Annotated in this window: 26 protein-coding genes; 19 read left to right on the forward strand and 7 right to left on the reverse strand. The window is 70.1% G+C overall.

Annotation, left to right across the window (positions count from 1 at the left end; genetic code table 11):
* Position 1: 1 nt before the first annotated feature.
* Both miaA and dapF read left to right on the forward strand, forming a co-directional pair.
* Complete coding sequence (gene miaA, locus ACFUCU_RS15850; RefSeq protein WP_377973421.1) at positions 2-958, forward strand: tRNA (adenosine(37)-N6)-dimethylallyltransferase MiaA; 957 nt, start codon at positions 2-4, stop codon at positions 956-958.
* Positions 951-1,910: a diaminopimelate epimerase gene (gene dapF / locus ACFUCU_RS15855; protein ID WP_377973422.1), complete on the forward strand. Its 960-nt coding sequence runs from the start codon at positions 951-953 to the stop codon at positions 1,908-1,910. Before miaA ends, dapF begins: the two co-directional genes overlap by 8 nt.
* On the opposite strand, the gene ACFUCU_RS15860 is transcribed toward dapF, so the two are convergent.
* Entirely contained in the window at positions 1,891-2,505 is a 615-nt protein-coding gene (locus tag ACFUCU_RS15860; protein WP_377973423.1) for a class I SAM-dependent methyltransferase, read from the reverse strand. The genes dapF and ACFUCU_RS15860 overlap by 20 nt on opposite strands.
* Positions 2,506-3,000: 495 nt before the next feature.
* Between ACFUCU_RS15860 and hflX the strand changes: the two genes are divergently transcribed.
* Positions 3,001-4,578 (forward strand): GTPase HflX, encoded by a 1,578-nt coding sequence (hflX, locus tag ACFUCU_RS15865; RefSeq protein ID WP_364137230.1) that lies wholly within the window; start codon positions 3,001-3,003, stop codon positions 4,576-4,578.
* Entirely contained in the window at positions 4,571-6,661 is a 2,091-nt protein-coding gene (locus tag ACFUCU_RS15870; protein WP_377973424.1) for an ATP-dependent DNA helicase, read from the forward strand. The genes hflX and ACFUCU_RS15870 overlap by 8 nt, the downstream gene beginning before the upstream one ends.
* 129 nt (positions 6,662-6,790) lie before the next feature.
* Here the strand turns inward: ACFUCU_RS15870 and lexA are convergent, their stop codons facing one another.
* The gene (lexA, locus tag ACFUCU_RS15875; protein WP_377973425.1) at positions 6,791-7,540 is read right to left on the reverse strand and encodes a transcriptional repressor LexA; all 750 of its coding nucleotides are present in this window, start codon (positions 7,538-7,540) and stop codon (positions 6,791-6,793) included.
* 615 nt (positions 7,541-8,155) lie between these two features.
* On the opposite strand from lexA, the gene ACFUCU_RS15880 reads away from it, so the two are divergent.
* The 8 genes from ACFUCU_RS15880 (at position 8,156) to ACFUCU_RS15915 (ending at position 14,521) form a co-directional block, all read left to right on the forward strand.
* Positions 8,156-8,461: a LysM peptidoglycan-binding domain-containing protein gene (locus ACFUCU_RS15880; protein WP_290258573.1), complete on the forward strand. Its 306-nt coding sequence runs from the start codon at positions 8,156-8,158 to the stop codon at positions 8,459-8,461.
* A gap of 118 nt (positions 8,462-8,579) precedes the next feature.
* On the forward strand, positions 8,580-9,689 hold the full coding sequence (locus tag ACFUCU_RS15885; RefSeq protein ID WP_377973426.1) for a histidinol-phosphate transaminase: 1,110 nt from the start codon (positions 8,580-8,582) through the stop codon (positions 9,687-9,689).
* A 170-nt stretch (positions 9,690-9,859) separates the two neighbouring features.
* Entirely contained in the window at positions 9,860-10,486 is a 627-nt protein-coding gene (hisB, locus tag ACFUCU_RS15890; protein ID WP_377973427.1) for an imidazoleglycerol-phosphate dehydratase HisB, read from the forward strand.
* Complete coding sequence (hisH, locus tag ACFUCU_RS15895; protein ID WP_377973428.1) at positions 10,483-11,253, forward strand: imidazole glycerol phosphate synthase subunit HisH; 771 nt, start codon at positions 10,483-10,485, stop codon at positions 11,251-11,253. The genes hisB and hisH overlap by 4 nt, the downstream gene beginning before the upstream one ends.
* On the forward strand, positions 11,254-11,412 hold the full coding sequence (locus tag ACFUCU_RS15900; protein ID WP_290258295.1) for a hypothetical protein: 159 nt from the start codon (positions 11,254-11,256) through the stop codon (positions 11,410-11,412).
* Positions 11,413-11,455: 43 nt separating this feature from the next.
* Complete coding sequence (gene priA / locus ACFUCU_RS15905; RefSeq protein ID WP_290258294.1) at positions 11,456-12,202, forward strand: bifunctional 1-(5-phosphoribosyl)-5-((5-phosphoribosylamino)methylideneamino)imidazole-4-carboxamide isomerase/phosphoribosylanthranilate isomerase PriA; 747 nt, start codon at positions 11,456-11,458, stop codon at positions 12,200-12,202.
* Positions 12,203-12,214: 12 nt separating this feature from the next.
* On the forward strand, positions 12,215-13,120 hold the full coding sequence (locus ACFUCU_RS15910) for an SseB family protein (RefSeq protein WP_377973429.1): 906 nt from the start codon (positions 12,215-12,217) through the stop codon (positions 13,118-13,120).
* 78 nt (positions 13,121-13,198) lie between these two features.
* On the forward strand, positions 13,199-14,521 hold the full coding sequence (locus tag ACFUCU_RS15915; protein WP_377973430.1) for an MFS transporter: 1,323 nt from the start codon (positions 13,199-13,201) through the stop codon (positions 14,519-14,521).
* A gap of 90 nt (positions 14,522-14,611) precedes the next feature.
* Here the strand turns inward: ACFUCU_RS15915 and ACFUCU_RS15920 are convergent, their stop codons facing one another.
* Complete coding sequence (locus ACFUCU_RS15920) at positions 14,612-14,998, reverse strand: DUF1844 domain-containing protein (RefSeq protein ID WP_290258291.1); 387 nt, start codon at positions 14,996-14,998, stop codon at positions 14,612-14,614.
* A gap of 249 nt (positions 14,999-15,247) precedes the next feature.
* On the opposite strand from ACFUCU_RS15920, the gene infC reads away from it, so the two are divergent.
* The 4 genes from infC to ACFUCU_RS15940 all read left to right on the forward strand — a co-directional run bounded on the left by infC (position 15,248) and on the right by ACFUCU_RS15940 (position 18,211).
* Positions 15,248-16,354, forward strand: a complete 1,107-nt coding sequence (infC, locus tag ACFUCU_RS15925; protein ID WP_377973431.1) for a translation initiation factor IF-3 — start codon at positions 15,248-15,250, stop codon at positions 16,352-16,354.
* 115 nt (positions 16,355-16,469) lie between these two features.
* Entirely contained in the window at positions 16,470-16,664 is a 195-nt protein-coding gene (gene rpmI / locus ACFUCU_RS15930; RefSeq protein ID WP_009358635.1) for a 50S ribosomal protein L35, read from the forward strand.
* Between the two features lie 118 nt (positions 16,665-16,782).
* Entirely contained in the window at positions 16,783-17,241 is a 459-nt protein-coding gene (gene rplT / locus ACFUCU_RS15935; RefSeq protein WP_290258288.1) for a 50S ribosomal protein L20, read from the forward strand.
* Between the two features lie 70 nt (positions 17,242-17,311).
* Positions 17,312-18,211, forward strand: coding sequence for a TrmH family RNA methyltransferase (locus ACFUCU_RS15940; protein WP_377973432.1), 900 nt, complete (start codon positions 17,312-17,314; stop codon positions 18,209-18,211).
* A 117-nt stretch (positions 18,212-18,328) separates the two neighbouring features.
* On the opposite strand, the gene ACFUCU_RS15945 is transcribed toward ACFUCU_RS15940, so the two are convergent.
* On the reverse strand, positions 18,329-18,595 hold the full coding sequence (locus tag ACFUCU_RS15945) for a GlsB/YeaQ/YmgE family stress response membrane protein (protein ID WP_056740672.1): 267 nt from the start codon (positions 18,593-18,595) through the stop codon (positions 18,329-18,331).
* Positions 18,596-18,822: 227 nt separating this feature from the next.
* On the opposite strand from ACFUCU_RS15945, the gene ACFUCU_RS15950 reads away from it, so the two are divergent.
* Positions 18,823-19,743, forward strand: coding sequence for a cation diffusion facilitator family transporter (locus ACFUCU_RS15950; protein WP_377973433.1), 921 nt, complete (start codon positions 18,823-18,825; stop codon positions 19,741-19,743).
* Positions 19,744-19,822: 79 nt separating this feature from the next.
* On the opposite strand, the gene ACFUCU_RS15955 is transcribed toward ACFUCU_RS15950, so the two are convergent.
* Complete coding sequence (locus ACFUCU_RS15955; RefSeq protein ID WP_364137254.1) at positions 19,823-21,031, reverse strand: MFS transporter; 1,209 nt, start codon at positions 21,029-21,031, stop codon at positions 19,823-19,825.
* Between the two features lie 174 nt (positions 21,032-21,205).
* On the opposite strand from ACFUCU_RS15955, the gene ACFUCU_RS15960 reads away from it, so the two are divergent.
* Positions 21,206-21,649 carry a (deoxy)nucleoside triphosphate pyrophosphohydrolase gene (locus tag ACFUCU_RS15960; RefSeq protein WP_377973434.1) on the forward strand — a complete coding sequence of 148 codons (444 nt, stop codon included), beginning with the start codon at positions 21,206-21,208 and terminating at the stop codon, positions 21,647-21,649.
* A gap of 107 nt (positions 21,650-21,756) precedes the next feature.
* Here ACFUCU_RS15960 and ACFUCU_RS15965 read toward each other — a convergent pair whose 3' ends face one another.
* A complete protein-coding gene (locus tag ACFUCU_RS15965; protein WP_377973435.1) occupies positions 21,757-22,959 on the reverse strand; it encodes an Rv2578c family radical SAM protein in 1,203 nt (400 codons plus the stop codon).
* A 152-nt stretch (positions 22,960-23,111) separates the two neighbouring features.
* Here ACFUCU_RS15965 and pcp point away from each other — a divergent pair, with 152 nt between their 5' ends.
* Complete coding sequence (pcp, locus tag ACFUCU_RS15970) at positions 23,112-23,753, forward strand: pyroglutamyl-peptidase I (RefSeq protein WP_377973436.1); 642 nt, start codon at positions 23,112-23,114, stop codon at positions 23,751-23,753.
* Positions 23,754-23,790: 37 nt separating this feature from the next.
* Here the strand turns inward: pcp and ACFUCU_RS15975 are convergent, their stop codons facing one another.
* Positions 23,791-24,429, reverse strand: a complete 639-nt coding sequence (locus ACFUCU_RS15975) for an SIMPL domain-containing protein (protein ID WP_377973437.1) — start codon at positions 24,427-24,429, stop codon at positions 23,791-23,793.
* Position 24,430: the final 1 nt, after the last annotated feature.

Below are 24,430 nucleotides of genomic sequence, written 5' to 3' on the forward strand. Positions count from 1 at the left end.
CGTGACCGGAGCCGAACTGTCCGCCGCGCCGCCGCCGGTGATCGCCGTCGTCGGCCCCACCGGCTCGGGGAAATCCGATCTGGCCGTCGCCCTCGCGCTGGCGCTTGACGGCGAGGTGGTCAACGCGGACGCCATGCAGTTCTACCGCGGCATGGACATCGGTACCGCCAAGATCACCGACGCCGAGCGGCGAGGCGTCCCGCACCACCTGCTCGACATCATGGACGTCACCGAGGAAGCCAGCGTCTCGGACTTCCAGCGGCAGGCCCGGGAGGCCATCGACGGCATCCACGCCCGCGGGAAACGCGCCATCCTCGCCGGCGGGTCCGGGCTCTACGTCCGGGCCGCCCTGGACGTCCTGGACTTCCCCGGCACCGACCCGGCCGTCCGGGCCCGTCTCGAGGCCGAGGAGGCGGCGAAAGGCCTGGCCCCGCTCCGGGCCCGGCTGGAGCAGGTGGACCCGGTCTCGGCCGGGCGCCTGGGCGACGCCCGGCGGGTCATCCGTGCCCTCGAGGTGTACGAACTGACCGGCCGGCCCTTCAGCTCCTTCATGCCGGACCGCACCTACCACCGCCCGGCCGTCCAAATCGGCCTCCAGGTGGACCGGGAGCAGCTGCGCGAGCGCCTCGCCGCCCGCGTGCACGCCATGGTGGACCGCGGCCTGCTCGAGGAGGTGCGCCGGCTGGACGCCGAGGGCCTGCGCCGCGGAAAGACCGCCTCCCGCGCCCTCGGCTACGCCCAGTTCCTCAAGGTTCTCGACGGCGAATCCGACATCGCGCACGCCGCCGAGGACACCATCGCCGCCACCCGGAAGTTTGCCCGCCGCCAGCTCACCTGGTTCCGCGCCGACCCGCGGATCGCCTGGCTCGACTGGCAGGCCCCGGACCTCGTGGCGAAGGCAACGCAGCTGGCGTTGGTCCCGGCGGGAGGCGGCCCGGTAGCCTTGGACCATGGATGACACTCTCGCCGGAACCGCCGCCTCGACGGCCCACGCCGCCGACACCACAGCACTGGCCGGGCTCGCCTTCTCCAAGGGCCATGGCACCGGCAACGACTTCGTCCTGATCGCGGACCCGCACGGGGCCCTGGAAGTGACCGCCGAGCAGGTCGCGGCCCTCTGTGACCGGCACCGCGGCATCGGCGGCGACGGGCTGATCCGCGCCGTCCCCTCCCGGTTCCTGCCCGAGGGCGCCGAGCTGCTCGCGCAGCACCCGGAGGCGGAGTGGTTCATGGACTACCGCAACGGTGACGGATCGCTCTCCGAAATGTGCGGCAACGGCGTCCGGGTCTTCGTCCACTTCCTGGTCCAGCAGGGCCTCGTGGACCTGCCCGCCGGGGAATCCCTCGTGATCGGCACCCGCGCCGGTATCAAGACCGTCGTCCGCACCGCCTCCGGCTACTCCGTGGACATGGGTCCCTGGGAATTCATCTTCCCCGGCGAAGCCACGGCCCGGGCCATGGACTCCCTCGTCAGCGCCCACGGCCTCGACGTTGCCCGCCCGGCCCTCTCGGTCAGCATGGGCAACCCGCACACCGTCGTCGCCCTCGCCGAGCAGGCAGAACTGGACGCCACCGAACTGTTCACCGCACCGCGCGTCGACCCGGAGCCGCCACACGGAACCAACGTCGAGTTCGTCGTCCCCGCCGAGCCGCTGGTCCACGACGGCATCGGCGCCATCAGCATGCGCGTCCACGAACGCGGCGTGGGCGAGACCCTCTCCTGCGGCACCGGCGCGTGCGCGGCCGCCGTCGCGATCCGGCACTGGGCCGGTCAGGGCGCGCCGGACGCCTGGAACGTCACGGTGCCCGGCGGCGTCGTCGGCGTGAAGTTCTTCGTCGCCCCCGACGGCCACGAGCACGTCGAGCTCAGCGGCCCGGCCGTGATCGTCGCTAGCGGGACGCTTTCCTGACCCGAAGGATCCGGAACGACTTCGAGGTGCTCTCCCGGGTCACCGTGAAGCTGCTGTCGAGCTCCGTGCCCAGCCAGCGCTGCAGCGAATCCGAGCCGAGGTTCTTCTGCACCACCAGCCACGCCGACCCGCCCGGCGCCAGCCGCGGCAGCCAGAGCAGCAGCAGGGAATGCAGCTCGTCCTTACCGATCCGGATGGGCGGGTTGGACCAGATGGTGTCGAAGCGCAGCTCCGGGTCCACCTCGCCGGGGGTGCTGGCCGTGACGTTCTCCAGGCCCAGCAGTGCCGCGTTTTCGTTGGTCAGAGCCACGCAGCGCTCGTTGACGTCCACGGCGTAGACGTGGGCGTGCGGGGCCTTCAGCGCCATCGTCAGCGCGATCGGACCCCAGCCGCAGCCGATGTCCAGCAGGTTCCCCTGCGGGGCCGGGGCCGGGACATCCGCCAGCAGCACCGCGGTGCCCTTGTCGACGCCGTCGGGACTGAAGATTCCGCTGGAGGTCTGCAGCTGTCGCGGCGTGCCGGCCAGTTCCACGGCGAGGGGCTTGCGGGTGAACGGCCCGGCCGGCTGGGCGCTGAAATAGTGTGCAGACTCCATAACGTGCCAGAGTAGTTGGCCGTCCGCGGGCTTGGGAAACCGGAAAGGTGCGCTCTGGTAAACTTGGAGGCATGTTCCTGATCTTCGAATAGCCGGCCACCAGGCAACCGGCACAGGCGCCCGCCTCAACGGGTGATCCGCCCTCCAGCGACGCAGGCCCCGCCCTCCGCTGGACCCCTCCGGCCGCGGCGACCCGCGGCCTGTTCCGGCACTCATTCCAGCAACGCCGGAAACTCCACGCCTCGAAGATCCCACCGCACGGCCCCGCCGTCACCCGCGGAACCGACCGGCGTGCAGCACCGCCCGTGAGGAAACCTTTCCAGGACCCACGGACCCCACCCGCCGCTCCGCCGAGGAGCCCGCCCGTCCGCGGCACCGCCGCCGCAGGACAGCCAGGAGGCACGGATGACCCCACATCGTCAGCCCAGCGCGAATTCCGCAGCGCACCGCACCGATCAGCATTATTCTGAAATGGCAGACCCTTCAAAGGAGACCATGACCAGTCAGCCCAACACCGGACCCGATTCAGCAGCCCAGGACATGAGTCCTGCCGAGATCCAGGCTGTGATCGACCGGATTCTTTCCAAGGATTCCCCCGCCCGGGACACCGGCGCCGCCGACGCGGACACCGCCGAACCCCGCGCGGTCCTGGGCCGGGCCCAGGCCATCTCCGGCCTGGCCACCGAGCACGGCAGCTACGACGGCGACCAGCAGGACCTCGAAGAGCGCCGCGCCCTGCGCCGCACCGCCGGGCTCTCCACCGAACTCGAAGACGTCACCGAGGTCGAATACCGGCAGCTCCGGCTGGAGCGCGTGGTGCTGGCCGGCCTCTGGTCCGAGGGCACCCTGGCCGACGCCGAGAACTCCCTCCGCGAACTCGCCGCGCTGGCCGAGACGGCCGGCTCCGAGGTGCTGGACGGGCTGGTCCAGCGCCGGGCAAAGCCGGACCCGGGAACCTTCCTGGGCTCGGGCAAGGCCCAGGAGCTCAAGGACATCGTGATGTCCACCGGTGCGGACACCGTGGTGGTCGACGCCGAACTGGCGCCCTCCCAGCGGCGTGCGCTCGAGGACATCGTCAAGGTCAAGGTGATCGACCGGACCGCGCTGATCCTGGACATCTTCGCCCAGCACGCCAAGAGCCGCGAGGGCAAGGCCCAGGTGGAACTGGCCCAGCTCGAGTACCTGCTTCCCCGCCTCCGCGGCTGGGGCGAGTCGATGTCCCGCCAGGCCGGTGGCCAGGTGGGCGGCGCCGGCGCCGGCATGGGCTCCCGTGGCCCCGGTGAGACGAAGATCGAACTGGACCGTCGGCGGATCCGCACCCGGATGGCCAAGCTGCGCCGCGAAATCGCGGCCATGAAGCCGGCGCGTGAGACCAAGCGGGCCAACCGCCGTCGTAACGCCGTCCCGTCCGTCGCGATCGCCGGCTACACCAACGCCGGGAAGTCCTCGCTGCTGAACCGGCTGACCGACGCCGGCGTGCTGGTGGAGAACGCCCTGTTCGCCACCCTGGACCCCACCGTGCGCAAGGCCGAGACCTCCGACGGCCTGGGTTACACCCTGGCCGACACCGTGGGCTTCGTCCGCTCGCTGCCCACGCAGCTGGTGGAGGCGTTCCGGTCCACCCTGGAGGAGGTCGCCGACTCGGATCTGATCCTGCACGTGGTGGACGTCTCGCACCCGGACCCCGAGGGCCAGATCGCGGCCGTCCGGTCCGTCTTCAGCGAGGTCGACGCCCGCAAGGTGCCCGAGATCATCGTCCTGAACAAGGCCGACGCCGCGGACCCGTTCGTGGTGGAGCGCCTGAAGCAGCGCGAACCGCGCCACGTGGTGGTCTCCGCCCGCACCGGCGAGGGCATCCCCGAGCTGCTGCGGGCCGTCAGCGAAGGCATCCCGCGGCCCAGCGTGAAGCTGGAACTGATGATCCCGTACAGCCGCGGCGACGTGCTCAGCAAGCTGCACGAGACCGAGGCGGAGATCGTCAGCCTGGACCACGAGGAGACCGGCACGCGCGCCGTCGTCATGGTGCGCGAAGGCCTGGCGGCCGAGCTGGATCCCTTCGTCCGCAATGACTGAACCGGCCGTGGCGGAAGCGGACAGCGACGCACGCCCGGCCCCCAGCGGCGCCACCGGCGAGGAGCTCGTGATCGAGCTCCTCGACCGGGCGGTCGCCGCGATGGGCGGGCAGAGCCGTGACGGCCAGCACGAAATGGCCCGCCAGGTGGCCCGCGCCATCGACACAGGCGACCACCTGCTGGTCCAGGCCGGCACCGGCACCGGAAAGTCCCTGGCGTACCTGATCCCGCTGATCGCCCACTCGCTGGACAGCGACAAGCCCACCCTGGTCTCCACGGCCACCCTGGCCCTGCAGACCCAGATCGTCGGCCGGGACCTGCCGCGACTGCTCAAGGCCATCACCCCTGCCCTGAAGCGGCCCGTCAAGATCGCCCTGGTCAAGGGCCGGTCCAACTACGTGTGCCGGCACAAGCTCGAGGGTGGGTTCCCGTCCGAGGAACCCGCCGAGGGCCAGCTCTTCTCCCTGGGTGAGGACACCTCGGTCCCGCACTTCGCCGCCGCCATGGGCGGCCCCTCCTCGCAGCTGGGCCGGGAAGTGGTCCGCCTCCGGGAATGGGCCGAGGACACGGCCACCGGCGACCGCGACGAACTGCTCCCCGGCGTGACCGACCGCGCCTGGCGGCAGGTGTCCGTCACCGCCATGGAATGCCTCGGCGCGCAGAAGTGCCCGTCGGCCGCCGAATGCTTCAGCGAACTGGCGCGCCAGGACGCGGCGGACGCCGACGTCGTGGTCACCAACCACGCCATGTTGGCCGTGAGCGCCTTCGAGGGCCTGGCCGTGCTGCCCGAATACGACGTCGTCGTCGTGGACGAGGCGCACGAACTCCAGGACCGGGTCACCGGGGCCGTCTCCGGCCAGCTCTCCGTGGCCATGGTCCACGCCGCCGCCTCGGGCGCCCGCAAGCACACCGGCATCACCGTGGACGCGCTGAACAACGCCGCCGCGAACCTTGAGCTCGCCGTTGCGGGGGTGCCCGGCGGACTGATGCCCAATGGCCTGAACAGCGAACAGCTCGACTGCGTGGACCAGCTCCGGGACGCCTGCCGTGCGGCGCTCTCCGACTCCAAGGGAGACGGCTCCACCACGGCCGACGGCGGCCGGCAGCTGGCGCGCTCCCGGCTGATGGTGATCCTGGAGCTCTGCGAACGCCTGCTCGCGGCCCGCGAGAACCGCGAGGTGGTGTGGTTCTCGCGGCAGAGCACCTTCGACCCGCAGCAGGGCTACTCGCAGCCGGATGATTCGGCGCCCGTGCTGATCAACATCGCCCCGCTCAGCGTGGCCGGGCGGCTGCGGGAGGGCCTGTTCGCGGACCACACCGTGGTGCTGACCTCGGCCACCCTCGCCATCGGCTCGGCCTTCGAACCGGCCGCGGGGGGCCTGGGCCTGGTGGGCCCCGGCGCCCCGAGCTGGACCGGCGTCGACGTCGGGTCGCCGTTCGAATACCCCAAGCAGGGCATCCTCTACGTCGCCAAGCACCTGCCCAAACCGGGCCGGGGGACCGCGCCCGAGGCCCTGGACGAGCTCGAGAAGCTGATCCGCGCCTCCGGCGGCGGCGCGCTCTGCCTCTTCTCCTCCCGGCGCGCCGCGGAGGAGGCCGCCGACGCGCTCCGGCCGCGGCTGGGCCTGAGCATCCTCTGCCAGGGCGAATCCACCATGACCGCGCTGGTCAAGCAGTTCGCGGACGAACCGGACACCTGCCTCTTCGGCACCATGTCCCTGTGGCAGGGCGTTGACGTGCCCGGCAACTCCTGCCGGCTGGTGGTGATCGACCGGATCCCGTTCCCGCGGCCGGACGATCCGCTGATGACGGCCCGCTCCCGGGCCGTGGCGCAGGCCGGGGGCAACGGCTTCATGAGCGTCTCGGCCACGCACGCGGCGATCCGGCTGGCGCAGGGCGCGGGCCGGCTGATCCGTTCGACGTCGGACCGCGGCGTGGTGGCGGTGCTGGACTCACGGCTGTCCACCGAGCGTTACGGCGGCTTCCTCCGGGCCGCGCTGCCGCCGTTCTGGGCCACGACGGACCCGGCGGTGGCCGTGGCGTCGCTGGAGCGGCTCGCGAAAGAAGCCGCGCAGGGGTCGTAGGCCCCCGGGGCAGGGACGTTTTGGCGGGGTTTGGCGGCGCTCAGGCCTCGGCGTCCGGGCGGGGTGGGGGGCCTCAGGTCCGGGCGTTCAGCGCGTTCAGCCGGTCCCTGGCCGGCGGCGTTGCCCGCGCTACAGGGAGCGGAGGACCGAGACGACCTTGCCCATGATGACGGCGTGGTCGCCCAGGATCGGTTCGTACTGGGTGTTCTGCGGCAGCAGCCAGGTGTGGCCGTCGCGCTGCCGGAACGTCTTGACCGTGGCTTCGTCATCGAGGAGGGCGGCCACGATGTCGCCGTTGACGGCGTCGTTCTGCCGGCGCACGACCACCCAGTCCCCGTCGCAGATCGCGGCGTCGATCATGGAGTCACCCGCGACCTTGAGCATGAACAGCTCACCGTGGCCCACGAGCTGGCGCGGCAGGGGGAGGACGTCCTCCACCACCTGGTCGGCCAGGATCGGGCCACCGGCGGCGATCCGGCCCACAAACGGGACCATCGCCGTGTCCGTGGCGCTGGCCAGTTCCGACACCGCGAGTCCGCCGACGGCCTTCAGCCCGCGGGGCTGTTCGACGCCGGAAATCGGGGTGGATCCCTCGTCCAGGGTCAGCGGCATCAGGACTTCCATGGCGCGGGGACGCTTGGGGTCCCGGCGCAGGTAGCCCAGCTTCTCCAGCTGGGAGAGCTGGTGGGTCACACTGGAGAGGCTGGCCAGCCCCACCGTGTCCCCGATCTCGCGCATTGACGGCGGATAGCCGTTGTTCGTCACGGACCGCTGGATGGTTTCGAGGATCTTCTTCTGACGGACGGTGAGGCTCTTGGGCGCCCGGGCAGGCTGGGCGCCGCGCCGGGTTGCCCTCCCGCCGGTGGCTTGTGCTGCCATGGTCGCCGTGCCTTCCGTTCGTGGTGCGGATCCGTGGCCGGCGGACCGAGTGAAGCGGCCCGATTGCTGCGAATCCTAAAAATGTCAGTGCCTGCCGTTTGACTGCTCTTGATCACCGCTGGCGGGTGTTCGACAGGTTTCAGACTGCAGGTGCGGAGTGCGGGTCCCTCGAGGGACCGGTTCCGTGCTTCAAAAATAGGTCAGCCGCCGGTGTTTTTCAAACATTTGTTCTAGCGAGTCTCGACAGAGTTCGTTCATAGGTGCTAAAAAGAGAACAGCAAGATTCGAAGATGTGTTCGAAGATTGCGAGTGGAGAACCACGGCCGGTTTCGGCTTTGTGTTCGAAGCGAATGATGGTTCAGCCGGTTGGCGGCAGGTACGAGGAGTACGCCGGGCGGCAACGACAAGTCCAGGAGGGCTCAGTTCATGTCAGCAAGAAGCGCTTTCGCCGGTTCGCAGTTTTCCGACGCCGGAAGGCCGGCACTGTATCTCGTGCCGGATACCGCCACGGCCTTCTCCGGGGCGGTAGCTCCGTTCGCGGCCCCGGCCGACGCTTACGCGACCGCCGGGAGCGCGTCAGCTGTACGCCGGGCCCACTCATCGGCCCAGGCTCCCTTGCGGCTGACCCGGCGGGGACGCTTCGTCTTCTTCGGACTGCCCCTGATCCTGCTCGCGGCCCTGCTGCTGTCCCTGGCAGGCTTCCTGACCGCGCCGGCGAAGGCCGCCGATTCCCCGGCATCGCTGGCGACCACCCCGACGGTCACCGTGACCGTGCAGCCCGGGGAGTCCCTGTGGACCATCGCCGGCACCGTCGACCCGAAACGGGATCCGCGGGACGTGGTCGCCGAGATCGTGCAGCTGAACAACCTCGACGCCGCACCGGTCCTGCCCGGCCAGCAGCTCTTCGTTCCGACCCCCTGAGCTGAATCCCCCGGGACGGAGCGTCCGCCGACCTCGGGATGGCCATTCGCCGGCCGCGGGATGGGCCTTCGTTGGTCACGGTTTCGGGCCAGACAGTCCTCTCACTTAAACTGGGGACGTGACTGACCAGCTTGAGCGACTCAACCGACTTCCCCTCCGGACCAACCTGCGGGGCCTGCGCCCCTACGGTGCTCCCCAGCTGGACGTTCCGATTCTCCTGAACGTCAACGAGAACACCCATGGCGTCCCCGCCGACGTGCGGGCAGCGATCGCGGAGGCCGTCACCGAGGCGGCCGCCGGGCTCAACCGCTATCCGGACCGGGAGTTCACCGAACTCCGCGGGGCGCTGGCCGAATACCTTGGCCACGGGCTGGACGCCACGAACATCTGGGCCGCCAACGGTTCCAATGAGGTGCTGCAGCAGATTCTCCAGGCCTTCGGCGGTCCAGGCCGCAACGCCCTCGGTTTCCCTCCCACGTACTCCATGTACCCGCTGCTCGCTGCCGGAACGGACACCGGCTACGTCGCCGGCGTCCGCGGTGAGGGCTACAGCCTGACCGCCGAGTCCGCCGCCCGGCAGGTCCGCGAGCTGCAGCCGAACATCGTCTTCCTCTGCTCGCCCAACAACCCCACCGGCACGGGCCTTGGCCTTGATGTCGTCGAAGCCGTCTACGAGGCGGGGGAGGCCAGCCAGGCCATCATCATCGTCGACGAGGCGTACCACGAGTTCGCCCACGAGGGCACCCCGAGCGCCCTGACCCTGCTGCCGGGCCGGGAACGGCTGATCGTCTCCCGCACCATGAGCAAGGCCTTCGCCCTCGCCGGTGCCAGGATCGGCTATATGGCCGCGGCGCCCGAGGTCACCGACGCGCTGCGCCTGGTGCGCCTGCCGTACCACCTCTCCGCCATCACCCAGGCCACCGCACTCGCCGCCCTCCGGCACCGCGAGGCACTGATGGCCGACGTCGAGGACATCAAGCGGCAGCGCGATCGGATCGTCACCGAGCTGACCCGAATGGGCCTTACCCCGGCGTCGTCGGACTCGAACTACGTCTTCTTCGGCGGGCTCACGGACCCGCACCGGGTCTGGCAGGAACTACTCGACGCCGGCGTTCTGGTCCGCGACGTCGGCATCCCCGGCCATCTCCGGGTCACCGCCGGAACCGAGGCGGAGACCACCGCCTTCCTGGAGGCCCTTGAACGGATCCTCACCGCCCACCGCGGCTGAGCCCGCGTCCACCCCCACCTTCCGCACCGCCGGGTCAGCCCCGCCGGCCCCGCGCGACCGCCCCTGCGACCGCCGGGCGTCCCGGGCGTGCCGGGCCCTAGACTTGATCCAGGACCCGCGCGCCGCCGTCACAGGCCGGGCGACCGCCACCTAGCCAAAAGGACACCCATATGAGCACCACCGGATCAGCCGCTGCCCAGGCCCGGACCGCCCGCCTGGAACGGACCACCAGCGAATCCTCCGTCCTGGTCGAGATCGACCTGGACGGCACCGGCGTCTCGGACATCAGCACCTCGGTGCCGTTCTACGACCACATGCTGACCGCCCTGAGCAAGCACTCGCTGATCGACATGACCGTCAAGGCCACCGGTGACACCCACATCGACGTGCACCACACCGTCGAAGATGTCGCCATCACCTTCGGCGAGGTCCTCAAGACCGCACTGGGCACCAAGGCCGGGATCCGCCGCTTCGGCGAGGCCACCGTGCCCCTCGACGAGGCCCTCGCACACGCCGTCGTGGACGTCTCCGGCCGTCCCTACCTGGTCCACGCCGGCGAACCCGCCGGGCAGGAATACCACCTGATCGGCGGCCACTTCACCGGCTCGCTGACCCGCCACGTCTTCGAGGCCATCACGCTGCACGCCGGAATCTGCCTGCACATGAACGTCACCGCCGGCCGCGACCCGCACCACATCGTCGAGGCCCAGTTCAAGGCGTTCGCCCGGGCGCTCCGTGCCGCCGTCGAGCCGGACCCCCGCGTCGAGGGCATTCCCTCCACCAAGGGCGCACTGTGACCGGGAAGGTGCTGCGCGACGGCGCCATCATCGATCCGGAGGCCGGCCGCAAGCCCGCCTCCCCGGAGGGCAAGCCCACCGTCACCGTCCTGGACTACGGCTCCGGCAACGTCCGCTCCGCCGTGCGCGCCCTCGAGCGCGCCGGCGCCGAGGTCATCCTCAGCTCCAAGCCCGAGGACGTCCTCAACGCCGACGGCCTGGTGGTCCCCGGCGTCGGCGCCTTCGAAACCGTCATGAACGAACTGAAGGCCGTCGATGCCATCCGGATGATCGGCCGCCGCGTCGCCGGCGGCCGGCCGGTGCTGGCCATCTGCGTCGGCCTCCAGGTCCTCTTCGAGGCCGGCGTGGAGCACGGCACGGTCGCCGAAGGCATGGGGGAGTGGCCAGGCAAGGTCGAGCTGCTGCCCGCCGACGTCGTCCCGCACATGGGCTGGAACACCGTCGACGTGCCGGAGGGCTCGCTGCTGTTCGACGGGGTGGAGAAGGAACGCTTCTACTTCGTGCACTCCTACGGCGTCCAGCACTGGGACTTCGACGTGATCCAGCCGCGGATGGCAGCACCGCTGGTGACCTGGTCCGAACACGGCGCCCCGTTCATCGCGGCGGTGGAGAACGGCCCGCTCTGCGCCACTCAGTTCCACCCGGAGAAGTCCGGGGACGCGGGCGCCCGCCTGCTGCGCAACTGGGTCGGGAGCCTGCGCCCCGCCCGCAACGCCGGCACAGGCACCACTGCGGAAGCCCCGGCAACCCCGGAAGCGACCGCCTGAATGTGGTCCCTGGTACTGATGGGCCTCGCCGGGCTGCTGGTGGGCGGAGCGCTCTCCTTCCGCCAGCAGAAAAGCCCGCTCTGGGTCCAGATCGTCTTCTACATTCTGGCCGGCATGTCCCTGCTGGCCGCCTACCTGCTGACCCTGCCCGGCGCCTGACGCCCCGCGCCGCCCCCGCCACCTACCTTGTGAGGACTTCACGATGACCACCGAAAACCCGCTGCCGATCCTGGAACTGCTCCCCGCCGTCGACGTCGTCAATGGCCAGGCCGTGCGCCTGGTCCAGGGCGAGGCCGGCAGCGAAACAAGCTACGGCACCCCCCTCGAAGCGGCCCTGAACTGGCAGGAACAGGGCGCCGAGTGGGTCCACCTGGTGGACTTGGACGCTGCCTTCGGCCGCGGTTCGAACGCGGAGCTGTTGCGCGAGGTGGTCGGCCGGCTGGACATCAAGGTGGAACTCTCCGGTGGCCTGCGCGACGACGAATCCCTCGAACGCGCCCTGGACCTCGGCGTCGGCCGCGTCAACCTCGGCACCGCCGCGCTGGAGAACCCGGAGTGGACCGACCGGGTGATCGAACGCTTCGGCGACAAGATCGCCGTCGGCCTCGACGTGCGCGGCACCACCCTGGCCGGCCGCGGCTGGACCAAGGAGGGCGGCGACCTCTGGGAGGTCCTCGGCCGCCTCGAGGAGGCCGGCTGCGCCCGCTACGTCGTCACCGACGTCACCAAGGACGGCACCCTGCAAGGCCCCAACGTGGAGCTGCTGCGCCAGATGGTCGAGAAGACCGGCAAGCCCGTCGTCGCCTCCGGCGGCATCTCCAGCCTCGAGGACCTCAAGGTCCTCCGCTCCCTGGTCCCGCTCGGGGTCGAGGGCGCGATCATTGGCAAGGCGCTCTACAACGGCAACTTCACCCTGCCCGAGGCACTCGACGTCGCCGGCCGCCGCTAGGCCGGTCCCTTCATGCCGCAGGAAACAGTGCCGCAGGAACCCCAGCCCGGCCACCGCGCCCTCCCCGGCCACATCGCCGCCGCCCTCGCCGGCGCCGGGGGAGCGACGGACTCCGCCGGGCAGCCCTGGGCAGGACGCAGCCTGGCCGGCGACGGAGCGACCATCCATAACTTCGAGGACGACGACGGCGCGGCCGACGCCGGCTACCTCGCCGCCGTCGCGGCCCTCGCGGCAGGCACCGGGGACGAAGCCGGTGTCGTCGCGGCCCTCGCCACGGCCCGGGTCTTCGTGCCGATCGTCGCCAGCCTCGCGGAGGAGGGCGACGCCGTGGCCGGGGCCCACGGGACCGGGCTGCACGGGGACAAGCAGGCCGACATGGCGCTGGTGACCCTCAAGGCGCCGGACGGCCGCACCGCCCTGCCGGTCTTCACCTCCGCGGAGAACCTCACCGCCTGGCACCCCGAGGCCCGCCCGGTGGCCGTCTACGCCGCCCGCGCCGCGCTCTCCGCCGTCGCCGAGCATGCCGAACTGCTGGTCCTGGACCCCGGCTCGGCCGCCACGTTCGTGGTGCGCCGCCCGGCCGTATGGGCGCTGGCCAAGCAGCACGGCTGGGTCCCCAGCTACCGGGACCAGGCGGTGGCCGACGCCGTCGCCGCCTCCGCGGCCGGGGTAAGGGCGCTGCGCCGGGTCGAACTGCGCCCCGGCGGGGGAGTGGCCTCGGCGCAGGCCGACGGGACGCAGCTGCCCGGCGGCGGTGCCGGGCCGGAACTGCGCGTGGTGCTGTACCTTGAAGACGGGCTCAGTGCCGCCGAGGTGCAATCCCTGGTGGCCGGCCTGAACGAGGACTGGGCCCGGAATGAAGCTTTCGCCGAGCGGGTTGACTCGATCGAAATCAAGCTGCAGCGCGCAGCACCCTGACCGGCGGCCCGCCTCTCCCGCGGTGCCGGTCACGGGCCGCGCCACCGAGAGAAATGCAAGGCAAAGGAACGCCGTCCCGTGAACTTCGCGCTTTACCGTGAGCTGCTGGCAGTGCGGCCCATCAGGAACCTACTGATTGTCGGGATGGTGGCCCGCATCCCGCACTCGGCCGCGGGCGTGCTCCTGACCCTGCACATCGTCCTCACCCTGGGCCAGGGCTACGCCGCGGCCGGGACCGCCGCCGCCGTCATGACCATCGGCATCGCCGTCGGCGCCCCGTGGCGCGGCCGCCGGGTGGATACCGTGGGCCTGCGCCGGGCACTGATCCCGTCCGTCCTCTCGGAGACGGTGATCTGGACCATCGCCCCGCACGTCAGCTACCAGTTGCTGTTGCCGCTGGTGTTCGTCGGCGGCCTCTTGACCCTGCCGATCTTCAGCGTGGTCCGGCAGTCCCTGGGCATCCTGGCCACCGGGGACCAGCGCCGCACCGCGTTCGCCCTGGACGCCATTAGCACCGAACTGGTCTTCATGATCGGTCCGGCCGCCGGCGCGATCGTCGCCACCGCCGGCTACTCCGTGCTGGGCCTCGGCATCGTGGGCGTCGCCACCTCACTGTCCGGGCTCTTCCTGATGTGGATGAACCCGCCCACGCGGTCCGTCGCCACCGACGCCGAGCCCGAGGCCGCCTTCGAGGCGGATCAGCAGCAGGGCGCCGAGGCCGCCGTCGTCGCGGCCGCCCCCGCGCACCTGCAGGAGGCAGCGGCGGAACTGGCTCCCCTCGCCGCCGCCGAGCACCGCCGTCAGGATCGGCTGGGACTGCGGCACAAGGTGCGGCACAACTTCGCCTGGTTCACTGCCTCGGTCGCCGCAGTCTTCGCCGTCGCCGCCGGCTCCGGCATGGTCCTCAGCGGCACCGACGTCGGCATCGTCGCCGCCTTGCAGACCGGCGGCCACCAGGCCGAGATCGGCATCGTCTTTCTGTTCTGGTGCGCCGCCTCGGTGATCGGCGGCGTGGTCTACGGCGCCATGCACCGGCCCGTTTCCCCGGTGCTCCTGCTGCTCGGCATGTCCGCCCTGACCCTGCCGATGGCGTTCGCCCACGACACCTGGGCCCTGGCGTTCCTGTCCCTGCTGCCGGGCGTGCTCTGCGCCCCGGTACTCTCCGCCGCCTCGGAGAAGGTGGCCGACCTGGTTGACGAGGAACGACGTGGCGAGGCGATGGGCTGGTACGGCTCGGCCCTGACCGGCGGTGTGGCGCTCGGCGCTCCGCTGGCCGGGCTCTTCATCGACGGCGTGGGCGCCGGGGCGGGCTTCGTCTCGGTCGGCGCGGCCGGGGTGCTGCTCTGCCTCGTGGGTCTGGTGCTCCAGCGCCGGCGCAGGCGCCGGCTCGCCGCCGTCTGACGAGGGCCCAGTGCCTCCCGGCCTTAACGACGACGGCGGGCGGACCGCACTGGTCCGCCCGCCGTCGTCGTTACCGCCGTGTGTTTGTGGTCAGTTGACCGCGCCGGTGTACTTCTCGCCCGGGCCCTTGCCGGGCGCGTCCGGAATGACGGACTCCTCGCGGAAGGCCAGCTGCAGGGAGCGCAGGCCGTCGCGCAACGGTCCGGCGTGCTGGGAGCCGATCTCCGGTGCCGCCGCGGTGACCAGGCCCGCCAGTGCGGTGATGAGCTTGCGGGCCTCGTCGAGGTCCTTGAGTTCTTCGGCATTGTCCTCGGCGGCGAGGCCGAGCTTCACGGCGGCGGCACTCATCAGGTGCACGGCGGCGGTGGTGATGACCTCGATCGCGGGGACCTCGGAAATGTCGCGGATCTGCTGGGAGACGTCCGCCTGCTCGCCCGCCGGCTGGAAGACGTGCGAATTACGTTCTGGTGTACTCATGCTGGTAAGCTTGTCACAGACCGACTGGATGTCGTTATTTTGCCGGAGTCGCACAGATTCCAGTGAAGACGGCGTCCAGTTTGCAAGCGGAGATCTCTCCCACCCGCGTCAGCCGCGCGAATTCCTTCGGGAGTCAAGGTTGCCGGGTACCTGGTCGGGCGCTTGACCCACGCACTGCGTGCCGGACAAGCGCATGTTGCCCCACAGGGCGGCAGTTCCGATCTTCGAGGCCTTCGATTGCTACCGGCAATGGGAGGCCTTCTTCTTTTGCCGGAGAAGTACCCCCACGATCACAGGAGCTTTAACATTAGCGAGCCAAGAATCAATGAGCGTATCCGCGTCCCCGAGGTGCGGTTGGTCGGCCCTGCAGGTGAACAGGTAGGAGTCGTCCGTATTGAGGATGCCCTGCGTCTGGCTGCCGAGGCTGATCTGGATCTCGTTGAAGTTGCACCGCAGGCCAAGCCTCCGGTGTGCAAGCTGATGGACTTCGGCAAGTACAAGTACGAAGCCGCCGTCAAGGCACGCGAGGCCCGGAAGAATCAGACCAACACGGTGCTGAAGGAAATCCGTTTCCGCCTCAAGATCGACAAGCACGACTACGAGACCAAGCGTGGACACGCGCTGCGGTTCCTCGGCGCCGGCGACAAGGTCAAGGCCATGATCCAGTTCCGCGGCCGTGAGCAGCAGCGCCCCGAGATGGGCATCCGTCTGCTGCAGCGTTTCGCCGAGGACGTCGCCGAGGTGGGCGTGGTGGAATCCAGCCCCCGCATCGACGGCCGCAACATGGTCATGGTGGTCGGCCCGCTCAAGAACAAGGCCGAAGCCAAGGCGGAAGCCCGCCGCGCCACCCAGCGCGCCGAGGCTAAGGCCGAGAATGAGGCCAAGGCGGCGCGGGTCAACACCAACGGCGGCGAAGCCCCCCTGACGCAGTCCCTCGCGGACCTGCTGCCGGAGGGCTACCAGGTTCGGACCGAGGCTGCGGAACCCGTAGAGGCACCCGCTGCCGAGGCGCCGGCCGCCGCTCCGAAGGCCGAGGCCCCCAAGGCTGAGACCCCGAAGGCTGCGGCTGCGAAGGCGGAGGCCCCGAAGGCTGAAGCTCCCAAGGCTGCGGCTCCGAAGACGGAGGCCCCGAAGGCGGAAGCTCCCAAGGCCGCGGCTCCGAAGGCACCCGCTCCGAAGGCTGCGGCACCCAAGGCTCCGGCCGCGAAGCCGGCCGCCGAGGCATCCGCCGCGAAGCCCGCTCCGAAGCCTGTTGCCACGCCCAAGCCGGTAGCACGGCCCGCGGCTCCCAAGCCGGCGGCACGGCCCGCGGCCCCCAAGGCCGCGCCGAAGCCTGGCAGCAAGAAGACCAACTGATTCACGGCCGCCGGACCGCAAGGTCCGGTGGCAGTCAACCAGCACGCCGCCCCGAGGGGCGGCTGCCCGAAAGACTGCAGACCCGTTCTGCGGATACGTAAGGAGATCGGTTCCCATGCCGAAGATGAAGACCCACAGCGGTGCTAAGAAGCGCTTCAAGCTGACCGGTAGCGGCAAGCTGCGCCGCCAGCAGGCCAACCGCCGCCACTACCTCGAGCACAAGTCCTCCAGGCTGACACGCCGCCTCGCCGGCGACAAGATCGTCTTCAAGGGCGACGCCAAGGTCATCCGGAAGATGCTCGGCATCTAAGTTCCAAGTACCCGGACCGATTGCCGCCGGCAACGGTCCACCTACCACTAAGGCTTCTCAGGCCAGCCGGGATTTCCGGCAGTAGACGCTTGGGATCAGATTTTGAAGGAGTACGCACGTGGCACGTGTGAAGAGGGCGGTAAACGCCCACAAGAAGCGCCGGGTTGTTCTTGAACGCGCAAAGGGTTACCGCGGTCAGCGTTCGCGCCTGTACCGCAAGGCCAAGGAACAGCTGCTGCACTCGTTCGTGTACAGCTACGGCGACCGCAAGAAGAAGAAGGGCGACTTCCGCCGCCTGTGGATCCAGCGCATCAACGCTGCATCCCGCGCCAACGGCCTGACCTACAACCGCCTGATCCAGGGCCTGAAGGCCGCTGAGGTCGAGGTTGACCGCCGCATGCTGGCCGAGCTGGCCGTCTCCGACGCCACCGCCTTCGCCGCGCTGGTCCAGGTCGCCAAGGACTCGCTGCCCGCCGACACCTCCGCGCCGGCCGTGCAGGCCGAGGCTGCCGCCGCCCCCAAGGCTGCGAAGAAGCCGGCTGCCAAGAAGACCGCCGCCGAGAAGGCTGCCAAGTAATACCGGAGCTCCGCTCCGGGCCTCGCGGCTCAGTTCAGGAACCGCTCTTCGGAGCAACTAAGGTTCTTATATGAACGAAACCGGGCGCCCGCACGCTGAACCACTGTCCAATCCCCGAGCCGATCGGGTCAGGAAGGTGGCGCAGCTTGCCGGGCGCCCGGCGCGTTTAAAGCGCCGGGAGTTCCTGGCCGAAGGCCCGCAGGCGGTCCGCGAGGCCCTGACCCTGCACCAGCAGCGGCTCGCCGACGGCAGGGACGGCGTCGTCCTTGAGGTCTATGCCAGCGAGGACTGCCTGGACCGGCACCCGGAACTCGAAACCCTCGCGGAGGGCACACGGGCGTTCCTCGCCACCGATGAGGTTCTGGCGGCCATGGCGGACACGGTCACCCCGCAGGGCATCCTGGCCGTCTGCCGCTTCCTCGACGTCGAACTGGCCGACGTCCTCGATGCCGGACCCCGCCTCCTGGCCGTCCTGTGCGAGGTCCGGGACCCCGGCAACGCCGGTACTGTGCTTCGTGCCGCCGACGCCGCCGGAGCGGACGCCGTCATTCTCAGCTCCTCCAGCGTGGACATTTACAACCCCAAGGCGGTGCGGTCCACCGCGGGCTCGATCTTCCACCTCCCTGTGGTCCTCGGCGCAGACATCGCCGAGACCGTCGCAGCCTGCACGGCACGCGGCATCGGAGTCCTCGCAGCGGATGGCTACGGACAGCTGAACCTGGACCGGCTGCAGGACGAGTGCGCCGCCCGGCGGCTCGGCGGCGCGGACACGGGATCGGACTACGACCTGGCCCACCCCACCGCCTGGCTGTTCGGCAACGAGGCCCAGGGCCTGTCCGAGGAACAACTGGCGCTGGCCGGCCATCGGGTAGCGGTGCCTGTCTACGGGTCGGCGGAGAGCCTCAACCTCGGGACCGCCGCCACCGTCTGCCTGTACGCGAGTGCGCGCTCCCAGCGCGCCGCCGGCTGACGAGACGTCTTCTAACTCCCACGACGCGAACAAACGACGGCGGGGGCCCACCGTGTGGTGGGCCCCCGCCGTCGTATGTGTCCCGCGGGGCTCAGTGGCCCGGGCGGGGGATGAGAATTACGTAGTCCGGTTCCGACCGGTGATGGCGCCGTAGATTCCGGCGACGACGAGGCCGCCGACGATGGCCAGGATCCAGGAGCCGAGGTTCCAGAATTCCATCTTGCCGCCGCCGAAGAGCAGGTCGCCGATCCAGCCGCCGACAATGGCACCAACCACACCGAGAACGAGGCTGGTGACCCAGCCGCCGCCAACCCGGCCAGGCATGATTGCCTTAACGATTGCACCTACAATGAGTCCGAGAATGATCCAGCCTAGAAAGCCCATGTCTCCTCCTACATATTCGTCGGCATTCACCTTAGGAATCCCGATTATGGCTTCAAGCTAACACACGGCCCACGGCCTGTCAGCAGTCCCACCCTCAATCGTTATGTGCCCTCTTTGGCCCCGCCGGCACGCGGAATCCGGGTCCCTCCCGGTACGGTTGACCCCTGGAGTCCGGGGCCTCGAAAACGCCCGGCGGCACCGATCATTTGTCTAAAGGAGAACGGCCCGTGGCTGCTAACGGCGGTACCAAGGCGATTGTGGCGGCGCTGACCGCCAACCTCACGATCGCCGTCCTGAAATTCGTCGCCTTCCTCCTGACGATGTCCTCGTCGATGCTGGCGGAGGCGATCCACTCCGTCGCCGACTCCGGCAACCAGCTGCTGCTGCTCCTGGGCGGCAAGCGCGCCACCAAGCAGGCCAGCCCGGAGCACCCCTTCGGCTACGAACGGGAACGCTACATCTACGCCTTCATCGTCGCCATCGTGCTCTTCAGCGTCGGCGGCCTGTTCGCGCTGTACGAGGCGTGGGGCAAGCTGCAGCACCCGCACGGCATCGAGGGCGGGTTGTGGTGGGTTCCGCTGGCCGTTCTCCTCGGCGCCATCATCGCGGAGTCGTTCTCCTTCCGTACGGCCATCCGCGAGTCCAACCCCCTGCGCGGCAACCAGAGCTGGATCCGCTTCATCCGCAACGCCAAGCAGCCCGAGTTGCCCGTGATCCTGCTGGAGGACTTCGGTGCGCTGCTCGGCCTGTTCTTCGCCCTCCTGGGGGTGGGGCTGACCCTCATCACCGGCAACGGCATCTGGGACGCCCTGGGCACCGGCATGATCGGACTGCTGTTGGTGGCGATCGCCGCGGTTCTGGCGATCGAAACCAAGTCGCTGCTGCTGGGCGAGTCGGCCACGAAGGCGGATGTCGCGAAGATCCGCGGCGCGATCGAGTCAGATGGCACCGGCATCATCCACCTCAAGACCATGCACCTGGGACCCGAGGAACTCCTGGTCGCGGCGAAGATCAGCGTCGGCGCGGCCGACTCCGGCCGTGAGATTGCTGCCGCGATCGACGCCGCCGAGGCCCGGATCCGCGATGCAGTCCCCACCGCCCGGATGATCTACCTGGAACCGGACCTGCAGCGCGGCGCGGCCGTTTAGGCCGCACCGCACCACCGAATCACCGGTCCGGGCCGCCGGCAGGCCGCCGGGAGGGAGCGGGGCCGGGACTCGGTCGCGGTTACCGGACCAGCGGCCTCCGGCGTTCCACGGCTCCGCTGAGGACGGCGACGCCGAGGCCCAGCAAGGCCAGCACGGCACCGACCAGGGCGGGGGCCACGTAGCCCCAGCCCCAGGCGATGACCAGGCCGCCGAGGAAGGCGCCGAGGGCGTTGGCCACGTTCAGGGCGGCGTGGTTCAGCGAGGAGGCAAGCGACGGCGCGTCGGGGGAGGCGTCCAGCAAACGGGTCTGCAGCGCCGGGACCAGCATGGAACCCGCGCCGCCGACGACGAAGACCATCAGGTACGCGGACCACGGCCAGTGCACCGCCACGGCGTACACCACCAGGGCCACGGCGACGCCGGGGAGTACCCAGTAGATGGTGCCCATGACGGACTTGTCGGCGATGCGTCCCCCGACAATGTTGCCCACCACCATGCCGACACCGTATAGCGCGACGACCAGGGGCAGCCATTCAGCCGGGATCCCGGCGACGTCGGTCATCGTGTGGGCGATATAGGTGTAGGTCGCGAAGAAGCCGCCGAAGCCCACGACGCCGATCAGCACCGCCAGCCAGACCTGCAGCCGCTTGAGGGATGCGAGTTCCCGGCGGATGCTCGCGTCAGCGTGGGGTGCTTGGTACGGGACAAACTTCCACAGCATTGCCATGGTGGCGATCCCGATGATGCCGACCAGGAGGAACAGCAGCCGCCAGCCGAAGTTCTGGCCCAGCCAGGTGCCGAACGGGACGCCGATGACGTTGGAGACCGTCAGGCCGGCCATCACCATCGAAATGGCCCAGCCGCGGCGGGTGGGGGCAACCAGCGAGGACGCGATCACCGCGGCGACGCCGAAGAACGCGCCGTGCGGCAGGCCGGCCGCGAAGCGGGACACCAGCATGGTGCCGTAATCGGGGGCGATGACCGAGCTGAGGTTCGCGAGGCTGAAGAACAGCATGAGGCCCAGGGCCAGATACTTGCGGGGGAGCTTCGCGCCGACGGCGGCGAGCAGCGGGGCGCCGACCACGACGCCGAGCGCATAGGCGGAGATCAGGTGCCCGGCCTCCGGGGTGCTGATGCCCAGACCGTGCTCGACCTCCTTGAGCAGGCCCATCATCGTGAATTCCGTGGTGCCGATGCCGAAGCCGCCCATGGCCAGCGAAATGATGGCGAGGGTCAGGTTGTAGGAACCGGTCCGGGGTGTGGTGGGGGCGTCGTTAGTTAAAGTCATCCATCTGCTTTTCGATCAGTGAGTGGTCAGTGCCCGGCCGTGGCCGTGGATCAGGGGTTTGCGCAGTTCCGTGTGTGCCAACGCGTGGCGGGCGGCCCGCTATTCCGGATCCGGACTGCGCGGCCGTTCCATTCTCTCCCGGGGCGGGGGTGCGGCGGCACCTAGACTGGGGTCGTGACTGAACTCATCAACGTCGTCGGCGGTGCGATCGTCGATTCCCTGGCCCGGCCCCGGACCCTGCTGGTGGCGAGGCGGACCGCGCCGCCCCGTTTCGCGGGCATGTGGGAGTTCCCCGGCGGCAAGGTGGACCCGGGGGAGACGTCGGAGCAGGCGCTGCACCGGGAACTGTCCGAGGAGCTCGGTGTTCGGGTGGTACTGGGACCTGAATTACCCGCACCCGGGCCGGAAGGCTGGCCGTTAAACCCGACGGCGGTGATGCGGGTTTGGTTCGCCGAACTCGACGGCGGGACCCCGCAGCCGCTGCAGGACCACGACGAACTCCTTTGGGTGCCCCTGGCCGACCCGGAACAGGTGCTGGCGCTGCCTTGGATCCCCGCGGACCTGCCGATCGTCGAGGCGCTCCTCGCGGCCGTCGCCGCGCAGGCCTCAACGCACTAGCCTCAACCAACTAGCCGCGACCCGCCAGGCCCAGCTCGCCAACCCCAACTCGCAAGACCTACCCTCTATCCGCAGCCCGGACGCCGCCCTACATGGGTAACCGGACCTCAGAACAGCGTGGGCTGGGCGGCCACCGGTTCGGCGGCCGACTCCCCGGTACCGGAGTGATCGCCGCTGCCCGCGGTGCCCCGTCCATGCCTGATGCGCGCCGAGCCCGGCAGGCTGCCCGCCGGGTACCGGGCCTCCTCGTCGCGCGGGTCCTGGTCGATGTCCTCGTGACTGAAACCCGTGGAGCCGATGAAGCCGTGGCGGGCCTTGAAGAAACGGACCCGGCCGGCCAGCCAGGCGCGGTATTCCTTGGACGCGTAGGACCCGCCGCCGTACAGCCGGCGGTACTTTCCGGCGAGTTGGGGGTGTTCCCTGGCGATCCACTGCATGAACCATTCCCGGGTCCCGGGCTTTAGGTACAGGGCCCCGGCGCTGACTCCCGTGGCCCCGGCCGCCGCCAGCGAACCGAAAAGGGAGTCGAGGGCCTCATCCGAGTCGGACAACCACGGCAGGATCGGCATGGCCATCACGCCGCAGGGCAGGCCGGCCTCGCGCAGCCGGGAAATCAGCTTTAACCGGGCCCGGGGACCGGGTGTTCCGGGTTCCACCGCCTCGGACAACTGCTCGTCCGTCATGGCCAGGGAAATGCCCACGCCCACCGGTACCTGGGTGGCCGCGTGTTTCAGCAGCGGAATGTCGCGGGCCAGCAGGGTTCCCTTGGTGAGGATGGAGAGGGGCGTGCCGGAATCGGCAAGGGCGCGAATGATGCCGGGCATCAACTGGTAGCGGCCCTCGGCGCGCTGGTAGGGGTCCGTGTTGGTGCCCAAAGCCACCTGGTGCCGTTGCCACGACGGTTTCGCCAGCTCACGGCGCAGCACCTCCGCCGCGTTGACCTTGACCACCACCTGGCTGTCGAAGTCCAAGCCGGCGTCGAAGTCGAGATAGGTGTGGGTCTTCCGCGCGAAGCAGTAGACGCATGCATGGCTGCAGCCGCGGTAGGGGTTGATGGTCCATTCGAAGGGCATCCGGGAACCGGCGGCCACCTTGTTGAGCACCGATTTGGCGGTGACCTCGTGGAAGGTGACCCCGGCAAACTCCGGGGTGGTGACGGAACGGACCAGGCCCGCCAGCGGCAGCAGCGCCGGTGCGGGCAGCGGGGCCGTCTGGCCGTCGGGGGCCTGCGTCCCGGTCCTGGGCGTCTCTGCATTGAGTGCCTCTGCATCGACTGCTTGTGCATTGAGTGCCTGTGCGTCCCACCTCATGACCTCATTCGAATATATGTTCGATCATAAGTCAAGGCTGCCCGTCCCGTCTCACCCCGTGCCGGGCAAGCACCGACCCGGCTGCGCCGGCCGGCCGGCACCACCGGTCACTGTCCCTCCGGGGCCGCCGAGACGATTGCTAGGCTGGCCCCATGATCCTCCTGACTGGCTTTGAACCCTTCGGCGGCGAAACGACCAACCCCTCCTGGACGGCGGTGCGGCATGCGGCCGGCGTGCTGCGGGCCGAGGGCCTGGAGGTGGCCACCGTGGAACTGCCGTGCGTCTTCGGCGATTCGCTGGCGGCACTGGACGCGGCGCTCCGGGAGCACCGCCCGGACCTGGTGGTATGTGCCGGGCAGGCGGGCGGCCGGACCGGCATCTCCCTTGAGCGGGTCGCCATCAACTGTGACGATGCGCGGATCCCGGACAACGCCGGGAACGCGCCGGTGGACGAACCCGTCCTCCCGGATGCCCCCGCCGCCTACTTCGGCACCCTGCCGGTCAAGGCCGCGCTGCAGGAACTGCGCCGCCGCGGAATTCCCTCCGAGGTGTCGCAGACGGCGGGAACCTACGTCTGCAACCACGTCTTCTTCGGCCTGATGCACGCCCTCCGCGACGAGCCCGGCATCCGCGGCGGATTCGTTCACGTTCCCTTCGGCCCGGATCAGGTGCAGCCCGGAAGCGGCGCGGCCTCCCTGCCGCTGGAGCAGATGGGGGAGGCGCTCGCCGTCGTCGTCCGGACGTCCCTGGCGACCACCACCGACCTCAAGCTGGCCGCCGGCGCCATCCACTGACGCGGAGGAACCACACCTGATATCGCGCTGCGGCTTCTCAGTCGAGAAGCTCCCAGACGACGCCGACGGCGGCGGTGACCGAGGCGCTGCCTGCCTCCACCGCGACGGGCTGGGCCGCGGCCGTGCGCTGCAGCGGCACCGGCGGCAGCGCGGGCGGGGACGCCGGATTCTCGGTCACAGAGAGGACCTTGCCCAGCCGCGCCCCTGCCAGGGCGGCGAACTGCCCGGCCCGCGTCAGCGCGTCCTCCCAGGCCATCTCCCGGGCCTCGGACTCGAGGGCGGCCGGATCCGCGAAGCCGAGGTCGATCCCGTGCAGCCGGGCGTCGTCGGCCCCGGCCCGCACCGCGTCGGCGACGACTGCCGCGGAACCGGCCAGGTCGCGGAGCCGGACCCGGAGCGTCCCGGTCGCCAGGTAGCCCGTCACGCGCTGGCCCTGGCCCTCCTGCCAGGTGACCTCGGCGCGCAGGGACAGGCCGGTGCTGGTGATGTCCCGATCCGTCACGCCGTGGCCCCGCAGTGCATCCGTGATGGCGGTCGCGGCGGCACCGGCGTCGCGGTAGGCAGCCTCCACGCCCGGGCGGCGGGACTCGACGCCGATCGAGAGGGTCAGCAGGTCCGGCGCGGACTCGGCGGTGCCGGTGCCCGTCACGGACAGGGTCCTGGGGGAGTCGGTCATG

Origin of the sequence: Arthrobacter sp. NPDC057259 (assembly GCF_042668995.1) — a bacterium.
GTDB lineage: Bacteria > Actinomycetota > Actinomycetes > Actinomycetales > Micrococcaceae > Arthrobacter.